The sequence below is a fragment of the Aporhodopirellula aestuarii genome, assembly GCF_023701485.1.
In the GTDB taxonomy this organism is placed as follows: Bacteria; Planctomycetota; Planctomycetia; order Pirellulales; family Pirellulaceae; genus Rhodopirellula; species Rhodopirellula aestuarii.
In genome coordinates this window covers 67,098-79,245 of sequence record NZ_JAMQBK010000023.1, presented here as the reverse complement: position 1 = coordinate 79,245, position 12,148 = coordinate 67,098, and the positions used below count along the sequence as shown (strand labels likewise).

Here is a 12,148-nt window from a genome sequence, read left to right as displayed (position 1 = left end):
CACGACGTCCGCGCACCTTCGGTGTCCGTGGTGTTTGACCACGAAAACGCGACGATTCACTGCCCGTGAATCCCAAACCGCTACAAAAGTTTTCGATATGTTTCCAAATCACGCTGGGCACCTCCCTGTGCCGCAGATTTCTCTACCGAGGAGCTTGGATCAGACCGCCGTTATCCGAATCATTTCCGAGGGCAATCTTATTCTCGGGACCGGCTATCCTTGCCAAATCCCAACGCCTCAGCGTCGCATCAAATCCGCCAGAGATCAGGGTTCCGTTGCTAACGACCAACGTCGAAATGGATCCGACGTGGCCGATCAACGTGGCGTGCGTCGAGAGACGTTGATTGTCTTCTCCAACCCGCACCAAGTGAATTTCATCGTCGCTGCCCGCGGTTGCCAACGTGTGGCTGTCCACGATGGCGAGCGAGAACAACCGCCCGGAAGTGATTCTCTGTCGCGACAACAGGGTCTGACGATCGGTGTCGAACCGAACCATCTCCCCGTCTTCGGAGACACTAACGAGCACTCCCGAGTTGGGCATGAACGCCACGTCACGGACGCGTGCCGAATGAAGTTCTTTTTCCGCAATCGTGTTACCTGTGGCCGGATCAAAGAGATGCAAATGGCCGTTTCGTCCCGCTACCGCGAGCATCCTGCCATCGTCGCGATAGGCACAACAACGCAAATCGACGCAGTCGCATGTCAGTTTTGGCAAGGTCGATGCCGCTTTGCCGATCAGGAAAACTTGTGAGTCGAAACCGACTGCAGCAATCTGTTGTCCTGATCCCGCGAATCGCACACACGCTAACGCGGGTGCGGATGCGATCTCTTGCAGGACCGTGAAGTCACGGCGACGGTCCCACAGAATCATTTGTCCGTCATTGCCCGCCGATACCAGTCTCGCGCCGGACGAATCAAACGCCATCGTGCGGATCCAGTCAAAGTGACCGGGGTTGGATGATTTTTCGGATCCGCCTTCGCCTAACACGTAGGCAACGCTCATTGTTTCCGCGTTCAGAATTCGAATGACGTGGTCATCGCCGGCAACTGCGAGAAAGTCGCCGCGCGGATCGACCGCGATCGCTGTGACGACGACCCGTTCCACCTGACTATCGACGGGTTGTAGACGATAAACCCGTGAAACAATGGGAGCAGCATCGAATTCGGTGCCCCCCGCCGTTCGCACGGCGGACGATGGAGTTTCCGCCGCGGCATGCCTGACGACGCCTGAGGTGCTTGCCAAGACGGCAACCCCCAGCGCCAACGCACTACGGCGTCTCAGGATGATATTTGATTTGTGTTTCATGACGTCCCCCCGGATCCAATGTCACGCAGCGCGCGAGTAGATGCGCTCCAGTCGTTGTGATCGGCATCTACGACCACCATCATGAATCCAAAACGGCGTCTCCGGCTAAAGCGGCGCGGTCTTTCGCACTGTGAAACTGACGTCGATAGGACTACTCGCGGGTACTCACCACGCAATCATGCTCGGTCCGCATGACCTCACGCCTGGAGGATGCGGTCGGCGATGTGCCGCCCGATTTGCAGCGATGCCGTTGCGGCGGGACTCGGCGCGTTCAACACGTGCGTGACCCGCCCGTCGAATTGCATCTGAAAGTCATCGACGAGGCGACCGTCGGAGCCGACCGCTTGGGCACGAACGCCCGCCCGACACGGTGAGACGTGTTCGGCGCGAATTTCGGGAACCAGTTTTTGCAACGCGTCCACGAAGGCCGCTTTTGAAATCGAACGCCAAATTTCGCTCAAGCCCATTCTCCAGTGCTTGATCGCCAGACGTTGAAAGCCTCGATAAGTCAGCGATTTCCATAACTCACCCCCGCGAATCGTTTTCCAGTCGTAACCTTCTCTGGCGAGCGCCAGCACCGCGTTGGGACCACACTCCACACCGCCATCGATCATGCGAGTGAAATGAACGCCCAGAAACGGGAACTCAGGATCGGGGACCGGGTAGATGAGATTCCGGCAAAGGTGTCGATGCTCGCTGCGGAGTTCGTAGTACTCTCCACGAAATGGCACGATTCTGGCGTTCGGCTTGCCGCCCGCCATGCTGACGACGCGGTCGCTGTACAGTCCCGCGCAGTTGATCAGGCGATTGGCGGTGATTTGGTCTTTGTCGCTCCTGATGCCGACTTGGTGGGTGTGCCTGTTGATCTCGCGTACTCGAAAATCGAATCGCACCTCGTGACCTGATGCACGCAGCCGATCCACGAGACGTTGACAGACCGCGGGGTAGTCCACGATTCCCGCTTCAGGGACGTGGATGGCGGCGACGCCGCGGGCGTGCGGTTCAATGTCGTTGAGTTGACGGGCATCGATCTGGTGGCAGACGACTCCGTTGGCGTTGCCCCGCTCGATGATGTTATCCAGACGTGGCAGTTCTGATTCGTCGGTCGCGACGATGACTTTTCCGCAGCGTTCGAACGGCACCTCGTGTTCCTGGCAAAATTGCTCCATCGCCAATTTGCCCGCCCGGCACGTTTCCGCCTTGAGCGAGCCGGGCTTGTAGTAGATGCCGGTGTGCAAAACGCCCGAATTGCGTCCGGACTGATGTCGAGCCGTTCCGGATTCTTTTTCGACGACGGTGAGCTTCGTGTCGGGCGCCTTTTGGCTAAGAGCGTACGCCGTCGCGAGACCTACGATACCGCCTCCGATGATGCAGAATTCAGACATGCAATAGGTTTTTCGATGTTGCGCGGATGGAAATCAACGGTACGGCGAGGCGACACCACCGCGACGATGCACGTCCTAAAGCCACCCGTGTTCGCGATACCAAAGTGCCGTTTGGTTGAGACGGGTTTGTAGATCGTTGGACAAACGAAGGTCTCCGGCCCGGATCAGTTTGCCCGGATCGCATGCCCATCCGGTCGCGGTTGCTTCTCTCGATTTATCGATCCCCAAAATATGTGGTCGACGACGGAGATAGCTGATGCCTTGATTGACCAAAGCGGTCGCGCGAACGATCCGAGGCGGCACTTGGATGCATCGCACTTTTGTCTTGCCAATGGCCTGACCGACCATCTTGCCGAGTTCCGCGTAGGTGACTGCGGTGGGATCACTGACAAAGTACACGCCCTGCCCGTATTGGTCGGACGGAACGTCGTTGGCGTTGTCGAGACAACCGGTTTGAGGTGAGCAGCGTTCACCATGGCAGGCCACCGTGGTGAGGGTTTGCACGAGATCTTCGACGTGGATGACCGAGAACAACGACGGCCACCAACCGGGGACCAGGTGAACGCTCATCGAGGCGATCACGCGGAACATTTCAAACCCGTCGCGGTCGCCGGGGCCGATCACGATCGGCGGACGGACGATGCTAATCGGCAATTGATCTGCGAATGCGGTGATGGCTTGTTCGCCGGCTAGCTTGCTACGACCGTAGTTGGATACCGGTGCGTTACGGTCGGACTCCCGGCGAACCCGATACCGGCCGATCTTGTAACGTTGGGGAACGTCTTCGCCGGGTTGTAGGTTGACGAGCGGGCCGCCGGCAGCGAGTGATGAAACCGCGACCAAGGTGGGCGGGTTCGCTGACTCGGCACACGCTTGGGCGAGCATCTTGGAACCGGACTCGTTGACGTCCCACAATGTTTTCTTGCGTAACGCCTTCGTCACACCTGCAAGATGAAAGACGATGTCGACACCCTCGACGGCTTTGCGTAGCGACTCGGGATCCGAAAGCGTTCCTTCGGCCAATTCGAAATCATCCGAAGCGAATGCCGAGGTGTTAGAGGTCGGACGTACCAAGCATCGTACGTCCCATCCGATGCCGCGAACGTAGCGGGCAAGATGTTGCCCGATGAACCCACTCGCACCTGTGATCAATACCTTCTTCATTTCGAATCTTTCCCGTCCCGACACCCTTGAGCCGGTGATGTGATCGTCGTTTATTTAACCTCGATAAAAATCAATCCAATGAATCGTTAACTTCTCGGGTTTACCATCAAGTATCGCAGTGGGCAACTGGATTTCGATGACCCCCTTACCTTGCGGAATGTCGCGAGTCGGCTCTCCGTTTTGATCGAGCAATTTCAGATTCATCCAATAGGGACTCTCCGAATCGAGCGTCACGGTTTCGTCGTTATCTTTCCACGAGCGAATTGTCGGATTCGCTCCATGGCTGGATACGGACGCGTGCAGCGTCACCGCACCGTTGCTGATTCGGAACCCCTCGAGCCCCTTCAGGTGCAAGCGAAGGACGACATGCTGAGGCCACGAATCGGTCTCTCGTCGGATTTCGGCCTGCCCGATTCCTCGAGGACTACGGATCGAAAAGATCGTCCGTTCGTCCTCGGATTGCACCTTGATCGAGTCGTCGACGTGACGGACGGTGATCGAGAACGGGGAAGCTGCATCCTCGTTCGCGCTCACCAGAACCATGCATGCCGTTGAGATGACCGTGGTAAAGGTTGCGACGAGCATCGATGTGCGTATACGCATGCTTCAAAATTCCGTTCGCAGGTATTAGGAACCGTATTTTGACTTATCGTACTCCGGCTTCCTGAATCTAGAACGCCTTATCGAATTAACGTTTTGTCGCAGTTAGGAAACCCCGGTCGCCGGTTGTGGCCTGGTAGGGCTGCAATTCGAAGCCGTGGGGACGGAGAAAATCGCCATATTCGGCAACGCTATAACATTTCCCCTGAGTGATATTCATCAGGAGGGCGGAATACTCTGCCACGGGCAGGGGGCCCGTTTTTTTAGCGTTGATGATCGCTCCGTGGATGATGAGTAACCCGCCGGTGGGGAGCGCGTCGCTCGCCCGATCGACGATTTGTTGTGCTTCAGCGATGTCCCAATCGTGTAGCACGTTGGACAGCAAGACGATATCCACGTCCCCCGGCCACGGATCGCGAAACATGTCGCCGGAATGCACAGCGACTTGGTCGCCCAGTCCCAGATTGGCGATTTCTCGCCGCGCGATCGTATCGACCGGAGGCTGTTCGAGCACCGTGGCGCGGAGGTGCGGGTGCCGCGCGACCATCGTGGAACTGTAGATCCCCGAACCGCCGCCGACGTCGAGCATGTGAGAATAGCCGGCGACTTGTTCACTGACTGCGGCGGCGAGCTTTTGTCCGAACGTGATGCCCCGGCAATTCATCAGGTCGGTGAAGCTCCGCGCGAAGTCAGGATCCTTCATCGATTCGTGCCAATCGGCGCCGTCGGATTTTGCCTGCCAATTGGCCGGTTTGCCAGTCTTCAAAATCGAGACGAAATCCTTTCGCACGGGCGAGTCCGCGATCGGTTGGTAATACGGACCGAGATACCACTGGCTGTCCGCGGTCAGGAATTCACGACCCACCGGGGTCAGCTCGATTCCACCGTCCGAATTGCTGGTGACGAAACCACTGGCCCGGCACAACGTGATCAGCACATCGGCCGGTCGGTGTTGCCAGCTAAAATGGGTGCACACGGCGTCGAAGGAGATGCCTCCGTTTTGATTCAGAAAGCTGAACAGATCGAACTCGAGAATCGCGGCCCCGATCAGGTCAGCGGCATACTGACGATCACGGTATCGCAGAATAACGGCGGGGTCGGAGGAGGGAGTTTGCGTCAAATCAATGGTGGACATTCACAGTTGCTTTCGAAAACAAACGCGATCACTCGCGATCGATGGGGACGTCAAGAATCAATACCCGGTGACTCGCACGCTCGGCGGACGGGAGAGCGAGTCGTGATCGTATTTCTTCGCCGCATCTTTGCGGAAGGCTTACGATTCGAGGGATTGAATGAAGTCGGCGAGACGTTTGGGGTCGGCGCCTTCGACTTTGTCTAGGCTGCGCAGGATTTCGATTGATTCTGCGCGGTGGCCAGGGGTCGCTTTATCGGAGATGGCTTGGAACGCGGCTTTGGCGGCTTGGCCTTCGGGCGACGAGACGTTGAGTTGAAACGGCGCGAGTGCGTGCGCGACGCTGAGAGGGAGATCGTCAAACGTGTATGGGTATTCGCGTTTGTTGCGGTAGAGCGTGATTTGCTCGGCGCTGGATTGCTTGACCAAGAACGTCATCGATTCGGTCAGTTTGATTTCATTGCCGGCGACAAGGTCTGCCATCGCTCGATGGATGGCGCCCCGGTAAAAGGTGGCGAGATCCGCGAATTGGAAAAGCGTCTCGGCGGTCTGCTTCTGAGCGTCTGTCATCGCCCGGGCTTCGGCAGCTTCGGCGAGCGATTTCATGGTTTCCCATTTTCTCGTCTTGATCGCGTCGAGTGCCGACGCAATGGCAGCGTCACCGGCGGCGATCTTCTCGGCGGTGGGCGGAGCCGGATCCGGCGTTCCGGATTCAGGCGGTGTGTCCATCGGCGGTGTTTGAGTCATGGGTGGCGATGTCACCGGAGGATCCGGTTGGGGCTCCGGGACGTCATCCATGGGGCCGTCATTCATCGGTGGGTTTGATACCGGGTTGTTCGGCATTGGCATGTTCGGCATCGCACCGGTCATGTCGTCGTTCCTACCCGGGAGGTTCGGTATCTCCATTTCCGAACCCGGATCCAAGTTAGGTGCGTCGGGGCGAATCCGGGGCGCCGGTTTCATGATTCCATCGCCGCCGGAGTCTTGATTGACCGGGCTTGGCGGGGCGCTTTGTGGGGATTTGCGTTGTGTGCTGCCCGTGCCGGATTTGATCTCAAATCCGTCGTCGCTTTTGACCACGACGATACCGCCGCCGCTCATGAACACGAAGGCGAATCCACCCACGATGGCCGAAAGCAGCAACAAGATGAGAGATCCAAAGATCAGAACACCGGGTGAGCGGCGACGGCGTCGAACCGAGCGTTGGGCGGTGATTTTGGGGGCCGCCGTTTGAATTCCGGCACCGGTTTGCGGCGGTGATCCTACCGGAGCCGCGGTCACGGCTTGTTGCGTCGCCGGCGTGGGTGGCGGCGTCACTGCGGGCGGCGTCACTGCGGGAGGTGTGGATGGCGGTTCGGCCTGGGGAGCCGCAGGCGGGGTTATCGCAGACGGCGTTGCCGGGGGCTGAGATGCGGGAACCGGTGGGGTGGCTTGGGCGCTCGGTAGGAGCGCAGCGAGCGGGTCAACGGGCGCCGACGGAGCGGGCTCGGGATCGTTGATGATTCCGTATTGGGCGTCGAGAGCCGCTTTTTGCTCTGGATCGAACAGAATCTTTTGAGCCGCTTGGACCGCTCGAGCGGCCCTCGCCCATGTCTCGGGAGAGGCTGACGGTTTAGCCTGCTTGAGAGCGCGAATGCGATCTTCGATTGCCGACCGAATGACTTGATCGTCCGTCTCACCGAGTTCGAGCCCGAAGACCTGGTAGGCATTGGGCTGGGAGACGTCGGCAGGCAATCCCAGAAGTTCGTGGACGGAAGGACCGGGCATTGCGATAAAACTCGGAAGCGTCGATTCGTAAGGTTGAACAAGAGACCCGAATTTAATCGAATCGACGCATCTCAGTGGCCATTCGCAGATTTATTTCTTGCGGTGACGAATCTTTGCCCGCATCCGTCGTTTCTTTCTTCCCACTTTGCGTCGGCCTTTTCCAGTTCTCTTAGTACCCACCTAGTTCATTCTCCTCGACGATTCTTCTGTATTTTGGATTGCGAGGAGTTACGGCCTCCCCTGCATGCAAGGCACGTAAGCGTAGCAGAACACGTTTTTCAGGCAAGGTGGAAAGCAACGCCGGACAAAGAGGTTGGGGGCGAGCGGTTCGAAGATTGCGTTCGAATTAGTCGCAGGTTGCGTTCCAAGGCAAATCGATTTGGCCGGACTGCCACTGTGAAATGAATTCGGGCAGGCTCGGCAGCACGTTCCTGGCCCGCGAGATCTCGACCGGAGTCATCCAGTGAATTTCGGCGACTTCCTCGGGATTCGGTACCGGTTCGGCCTCGTTCGTGATGTGGGCGATCCACCAGGCCAATTGGGTGCCCCACGGCGTGACGCTGCGGTGGCACAGACGGACGGGTTCGACGTCCACGAGGATCTCTTCCTGCATCTCCCGAACCAATGCCTCTTCTTCGGACTCGCCGGCCTCAATGCCGCCGCCCGGAAGACACAGTTTTCCGGGCGCATTGACGGTCATTGACCGCCGGATGATCAACAGCCGGTCATCGCGGAACATCACCCCAATCACACCGCGTTTGCGGTTTCGGCGGCGCGTGGACGAGGAAAAGGGTGTGTGAGCCATGGAGGGACTTTTATCAATCAAGAGATGCGACGGGCAACCCGAATCCATGGGCCCCCACATGGGAGATGAGCAAAATCTTGGAATTTCGTCAAGAAAGTAGCGGCGATGCGTCGATGCAACTGGTGTCGTTAAAGTTTGCCCAAGTCTCCATGTCTGGGCAACCGGCATTACCTCCCTCTGATGATATCCCCGTCGCTAGCAAAGTCCGATTCATGCAACTTGCCAAATCGTCGGGCGCGGCCCAACCGAGTGTAATCGTGAAAGATCGCTGTCGAAAAAACGTTACAACGACGATCATGCTCCGGTTGATTTGGGCCGGGCTCGCAACGCTGCCCTTCTCACTGGCTGGATGTTCACTGTTTCCAGGAGCGTCCTTTAAGATGCCGGCGATTACCGCCCTGACCGCGGCGCCCTCGGTCGACGCTGCGGCGCAGCAGGCCAATTACGTGCCCGTGGGTGCTGGGGCCTCGCTCCCTTCGAGCACGTTCACCCAAGAGGTTTATCAGAGCGTCCGAAACGCCAAAGCCAACAACTCCGTCGTGTTACAGATTCTCGATGACGACGTGCCGATCCGAGTGCTGCCGCTGCCGACACCGGACGCGGCGTCGGGAGATGGGTCCGTACCCGGAGGTCAAAGCGTTTTCGTGAGTACGTTATTGCAGCAAACCGGAGTTCTCAAAAAACTCGGCAAAGTTCAAGCGGCGTTGTATCGCCCTTCGCCCGACAGTTTCGAAGGTGTGCGAATGGACGTGCTGTTTGTCAATCGTGCCCCCGAGCAAATCCGGCCTGAGTCCGATTACGCACTTCGCCCAGGTGACCGTTTGGTGGTGGCCAAAGATACACGCGTCGGCATGGAAAGCTTCATCGACATGGTTCTCGATCGATAGACCGGTACTGAATCGACAAGCGGACTCTTACCGAATCGCCTCGGTCGATCCCATTGGCGTCAAGATTCGCACGCCGGGCGAGCCATTTCCGGTGGATCCGATTCGCGGCTGGCTGATTCAGCGGCGAACGCGCGAACGATCCGGCGAGGAACCCAGATCGACAGCACGATCGCGGCGGCGAAGGTACATCCGACGCCAACGATTTTTGCCAGTCCGAGTTGATCGTCGCTGGCCGCAGCGGCACCGCAATAGACCCATAGCCATTGTGGAATCGACGCAGCGATCGCTGCACCCGCATAGGGCATTTTCCTGGCCGATGCGGCGCCCATCGTGTAGCTGATGATGGTTGTCGGGATAGGTGTTAGACGAATGGCTAAATGAAAACCCCACCCCGATTCGCGGGCCATGTTGGCGATTTGTCTAAGTAAACGTTGCCGCACGTTTTCGGCTTCGCTGTCTCGCTCGTCCAATCGGTCAAGGTTTTCCAATGCGTCGCGAGAAAAGGCAGCATCGAGTTTAGCGAGATCGCTGAGTTCACTGAGATCCGCTTCCCCGGGTCGACTCGGCAGGGTCCAGCGACCGATGTGATAGTTCACCATCGCGGATACCAACGCGGTTGTCGTCAAGATCCACGCGCCGTCGAACATCCCAAACAAACCGCCGGCGGCTAATGAGATGAATGTTTTGGGAACGAAGAAGCACATCAGTCCCGTGCCCAAAATCACAAACCCGATCGGTCCGGCGGCGTGAGAGGATTCGAGGATTTGCCGGGCCGTTGCCAGCGAATTTCCAGTTGCCAACCACGTCAGCGCGGCTAACAAGATTGCCAGCGGTATCAACCGCCGTCGCTGCCGAAACATGATGCTCATCCTAGTTTGTCGAGTTGTCCGGTGCTGTCGCCGAACGCACTCGCCGGTGCTCCCATTTGGTGCATCATCCACAAATAAAGATTACAGAGCGGCGTGCCGTTTTTGTAGCTGATGTGCCGTCCGGAGCGGATTCGCCCGCCGCCACCGCCCGCCAATAAGATCGGCAGATTATCGTGGTTATGTCGGTCTCCGTCACTGATTCCGCTACCGTAAACGATCATGCAGTGGTCCAACAGCGTGCCCTCGCCTTCGGGGATTTGTTTGAGTTTGGCGAGGAGATATTCGAACCGATCCAGATGGAACCGATTGATTTTCGCGATCCCACGTTGCTTGTCGGCACTCTTGCCATGATGAGAAAGCTCGTGGTGGCCTTCGTTGACGTCGATTTCTTTGTACGAACGGTTGCTGCCCGCGTTGGTGAACATGAAGGACAGGATTCGCGTGCTATCGGTTTGATAGGCCAACGCAATCATGTCCATCATCAGTTCGCTGTGTTTGCTTAGCTCGCGGGGCACACCGAGTGGTCGTGGATAATCGGGGACGCCTTCTTCGGTGATTCCCAGTTTTTCGGCACCGGCGATCCGTTTCTCGATATCGCGGATGGAGTAGAGGTACTCATCGAGTTTTCGCCGATCGACGATGGGGAGATGCGCGTGCAAACGCTTCGCATCTTCTTCGACGAAGTCGAGAATCGATTTACGATGCTTTTCACGTTCGCTGCGGGCGCGGCGAGTTTCTTTTTCGGTTTGTCCGGCAAACAGGCGATCAAACACGGCGCGGGGATCGTTCTCTTTGGCCATCGGATTGGTGGGGCCACGCCAGGACATATTCGATGCATACGCGCAGCTGTATCCGGAGTCGCAGTTTCCCGCTTGGCTGCTCGTTTCGAGTCCCAATTCGAGCGAAGCGAACCGGGTCGCGGCACCAATCTGGGTTGCGGTGGCTTGATCGACCGAGACTCCATTTTGGATATCGGCCCCGTTGGTTTTTCGGGGGTGGGCACCGGTCAGGAACGCGGCCACGCTGCGGGCATGGTCGCCGCCGCCGTCACCATGGGCACGGGCACCGTCGAGCGTCAATCCTGAGAGGACATTGAGATGCTTGCGGTGTGCGGAAAGCCGGGCCAGCGTTTCGGGCATCTGGTACGAGGTACCCTCGGATTGAGGAGTCCAGTCGGGCATGTGCATGCCGTTGGGGACGTAGAAAAATCCCATCCTGATCGGAGGTGTGCTCGGGCCGCCGGATGCGGCGAGCAACCGACCCGGTTGCATGACGTCGAGCATGGGAAGGGCGATTGCGGTTCCCAGACTGCGAAGAACGGTTCGTCGTGAAAGGGTGGTTGCCATCGGTCTGCACTGAAGAGGATCGTGGACCAAGTGGGGTGATTCGTGGTCCGGGAGCGGCGAAGGTTTTCACGGGTAGGCCGATATCACGGTACCGCATCCCGCGCATCTGCCCTCTCCACAGGATAAGGAGAATGCAGCGACTCGGCGGACAAACTATTCGCTTTCGGCGACTTTTTCTTGCTCGTGGCGAAACTCGGGGCGGAGTGCCAAGAATCGCTCGAGTTCGAGATCCTCGAGTTTGATCCCGTGTACGGCAACGATTCTCGCGATATCGGCGATCGCCGATACGCCGAGTTTTCGCCCAATCGACGCTTTGTGTTGTTCGATCGTCCGGGGGCTGCGATAGAGTCGTTTGGCCGCCTCCGGGACGCTGTACCCATGCCCGAGTAGCACGAGGACTTCGAATTCTCGCTTGGTCAACGAAGAGAGAGGCCCGAGGTCGAGATACTGGCTCATCACACGGTTCGCGGAAGATTCGGCCGGTGTTTGGCAGTCGCGTTTGGTCATGATGGCGACATAGGCCTGTTGATCTTCCCCGATCATCGGCACCATGGTCGAAATCATCCGGTGCCCTTGATAGAAGTGTTCGACGCGAAGCGGTTGCCGCGTTTCGAGCACTTCGCGAATCCATTGCAAACGTTCTTCGGCGAATTCAAACTCGAAGATTTCATCGAGACGTTTGCCTCGATAATCGTGTGACGGATCGGCCCCGAAAACGTGGGGAGTGTTCACGTTGTAATCAATGATTTCTCCGTCAGCGGATGCGATCGCGACACCAATGTCGGGATCTTCATTGAGTATTTTGACGAAATCGATGTCGCTCAGTTCCGGACGTGTCACTTCACTAGGCCTTTTGGCATTTCGTTAACAAGATTGCGGCGACGAGT

Annotated in this window: 11 protein-coding genes; 1 reads left to right on the top strand and 10 read right to left on the bottom strand. The window is 57.8% G+C overall.

Annotated elements, in window-relative coordinates:
* Positions 1-142: 142 nt before the first annotated feature.
* From NB063_RS07765 to NB063_RS07735, 7 genes are all read right to left on the bottom strand, one after another.
* Positions 143-1,306 carry a WD40 repeat domain-containing protein gene (locus NB063_RS07765; RefSeq protein WP_250928192.1) on the bottom strand — a complete coding sequence of 388 codons (1,164 nt, stop codon included), beginning with the start codon at positions 1,304-1,306 and terminating at the stop codon, positions 143-145.
* Positions 1,307-1,503: 197 nt separating this feature from the next.
* Positions 1,504-2,691, bottom strand: coding sequence for an L-2-hydroxyglutarate oxidase (gene lhgO, locus NB063_RS07760; RefSeq protein ID WP_250928191.1), 1,188 nt, complete (start codon positions 2,689-2,691; stop codon positions 1,504-1,506).
* A 75-nt stretch (positions 2,692-2,766) separates the two neighbouring features.
* Positions 2,767-3,855 (bottom strand): NAD-dependent epimerase/dehydratase family protein, encoded by a 1,089-nt coding sequence (locus NB063_RS07755; RefSeq protein ID WP_250928190.1) that lies wholly within the window; start codon positions 3,853-3,855, stop codon positions 2,767-2,769.
* Positions 3,856-3,909: 54 nt separating this feature from the next.
* The gene (locus NB063_RS07750) at positions 3,910-4,458 is read right to left on the bottom strand and encodes a hypothetical protein (RefSeq protein ID WP_250928189.1); all 549 of its coding nucleotides are present in this window, start codon (positions 4,456-4,458) and stop codon (positions 3,910-3,912) included.
* 85 nt (positions 4,459-4,543) lie between these two features.
* Positions 4,544-5,590 (bottom strand): methyltransferase, encoded by a 1,047-nt coding sequence (locus NB063_RS07745; protein WP_250928188.1) that lies wholly within the window; start codon positions 5,588-5,590, stop codon positions 4,544-4,546.
* Positions 5,591-5,728: 138 nt separating this feature from the next.
* Positions 5,729-7,354 carry a hypothetical protein gene (locus NB063_RS07740; RefSeq protein ID WP_250928187.1) on the bottom strand — a complete coding sequence of 542 codons (1,626 nt, stop codon included), beginning with the start codon at positions 7,352-7,354 and terminating at the stop codon, positions 5,729-5,731.
* Positions 7,355-7,700: 346 nt separating this feature from the next.
* The gene (locus NB063_RS07735; RefSeq protein WP_250928186.1) at positions 7,701-8,159 is read right to left on the bottom strand and encodes an NUDIX hydrolase; all 459 of its coding nucleotides are present in this window, start codon (positions 8,157-8,159) and stop codon (positions 7,701-7,703) included.
* Positions 8,160-8,224: 65 nt separating this feature from the next.
* On the opposite strand from NB063_RS07735, the gene NB063_RS07730 reads away from it, so the two are divergent.
* On the top strand, positions 8,225-9,046 hold the full coding sequence (locus NB063_RS07730) for a hypothetical protein (RefSeq protein ID WP_250928185.1): 822 nt from the start codon (positions 8,225-8,227) through the stop codon (positions 9,044-9,046).
* A 59-nt stretch (positions 9,047-9,105) separates the two neighbouring features.
* Here NB063_RS07730 and NB063_RS07725 read toward each other — a convergent pair whose 3' ends face one another.
* From NB063_RS07725 to NB063_RS07715, 3 genes are all read right to left on the bottom strand, one after another.
* Positions 9,106-9,906: a TVP38/TMEM64 family protein gene (locus NB063_RS07725; protein ID WP_250928184.1), complete on the bottom strand. Its 801-nt coding sequence runs from the start codon at positions 9,904-9,906 to the stop codon at positions 9,106-9,108.
* Positions 9,907-9,911: 5 nt separating this feature from the next.
* Positions 9,912-11,261: a DUF1552 domain-containing protein gene (locus tag NB063_RS07720; protein ID WP_250928183.1), complete on the bottom strand. Its 1,350-nt coding sequence runs from the start codon at positions 11,259-11,261 to the stop codon at positions 9,912-9,914.
* Between the two features lie 153 nt (positions 11,262-11,414).
* Positions 11,415-12,101, bottom strand: coding sequence for a helix-turn-helix domain-containing protein (locus tag NB063_RS07715; protein WP_250928182.1), 687 nt, complete (start codon positions 12,099-12,101; stop codon positions 11,415-11,417).
* Between the last annotated feature and the right edge of the window lie 47 nt (positions 12,102-12,148).